Origin of the sequence: Enterococcus villorum (assembly GCF_007990225.1) — a bacterium.
Lineage (GTDB): Bacteria > Bacillota > Bacilli > Lactobacillales > Enterococcaceae > Enterococcus_B > Enterococcus_B villorum.
This window is the reverse complement of record NZ_BJWF01000084.1, coordinates 1-1,679: the sequence shown is the minus strand read 5'-3', so window position 1 is coordinate 1,679 and position 1,679 is coordinate 1. Positions and strand designations below refer to the sequence as shown.

Here is a 1,679-nt window from a genome sequence, read left to right as displayed (position 1 = left end):
GATTAATTCAAGACAACAAACATTTTTAACAAGCAAGCAATATGCTAGCAAACAATTGAGCTTAACAATCATTTTGATTGTTCGAACTTTTTATGAGAGTTTGATCCTGGCTCAGGACGAACGCTGGCGGCGTGCCTAATACATGCAAGTCGAACGCTTCTTTTTCCATCGGAGCTTGCTCCACCGGAAAAAGAGGAGTGGCGAACGGGTGAGTAACACGTGGGTAACCTGCCCATCAGAAGGGGATAACACTTGGAAACAGGTGCTAATACCGTATAATAATTAAAACCGCATGGTTTTAATTTGAAAGGCGCTTTACGGTGCCACTGATGGATGGACCCGCGGTGCATTAGCTAGTTGGTGAGGTAACGGCTCACCAAGGCGACGATGCATAGCCGACCTGAGAGGGTGATCGGCCACATTGGGACTGAGACACGGCCCAAACTCCTACGGGAGGCAGCAGTAGGGAATCTTCGGCAATGGACGAAAGTCTGACCGAGCAACGCCGCGTGAGTGAAGAAGGTTTTCGGATCGTAAAACTCTGTTGTTAGAGAAGAACAAGGATGAGAGTAACTGTTCATCCCTTGACGGTATCTAACCAGAAAGCCACGGCTAACTACGTGCCAGCAGCCGCGGTAATACGTAGGTGGCAAGCGTTGTCCGGATTTATTGGGCGTAAAGCGAGCGCAGGCGGTTTCTTAAGTCTGATGTGAAAGCCCCCGGCTCAACCGGGGAGGGTCATTGGAAACTGGGAGACTTGAGTGCAGAAGAGGAGAGTGGAATTCCATGTGTAGCGGTGAAATGCGTAGATATATGGAGGAACACCAGTGGCGAAGGCGGCTCTCTGGTCTGTAACTGACGCTGAGGCTCGAAAGCGTGGGGAGCAAACAGGATTAGATACCCTGGTAGTCCACGCCGTAAACGATGAGTGCTAAGTGTTGGAGGGTTTCCGCCCTTCAGTGCTGCAGCTAACGCATTAAGCACTCCGCCTGGGGAGTACGATCGCAAGGTTGAAACTCAAAGGAATTGACGGGGGCCCGCACAAGCGGTGGAGCATGTGGTTTAATTCGAAGCAACGCGAAGAACCTTACCAGGTCTTGACATCCTTTGACCACTCTAGAGATAGAGCTTCCCCTTCGGGGGCAAAGTGACAGGTGGTGCATGGTTGTCGTCAGCTCGTGTCGTGAGATGTTGGGTTAAGTCCCGCAACGAGCGCAACCCTTATTGTTAGTTGCCATCATTTAGTTGGGCACTCTAGCAAGACTGCCGGTGACAAACCGGAGGAAGGTGGGGATGACGTCAAATCATCATGCCCCTTATGACCTGGGCTACACACGTGCTACAATGGGAAGTACAACGAGTTGCGAAGTCGCGAGGCTAAGCTAATCTCTTAAAGCTTCTCTCAGTTCGGATTGTAGGCTGCAACTCGCCTACATGAAGCCGGAATCGCTAGTAATCGCGGATCAGCACGCCGCGGTGAATACGTTCCCGGGCCTTGTACACACCGCCCGTCACACCACGAGAGTTTGTAACACCCGAAGTCGGTGAGGTAACCTTTTGGAGCCAGCCGCCTAAGGTGGGATAGATGATTGGGGTGAAGTCGTAACAAGGTAGCCGTATCGGAAGGTGCGGCTGGATCACCTCCTTTCTAAGGAATATTACGGAGACTACACAGTTTG

The 1,679-nt window shown here is 51.3% G+C and carries 1 rRNA gene; it reads left to right on the top strand.

Going from position 1 to position 1,679, the window contains the following annotated elements:
* Positions 1-88 precede the first annotated feature (88 nt).
* Positions 89-1,648: ribosomal RNA gene (locus EVI01_RS13375) — 16S ribosomal RNA — on the top strand.
* The last annotated feature ends 31 nt before the right edge of the window (positions 1,649-1,679 follow it).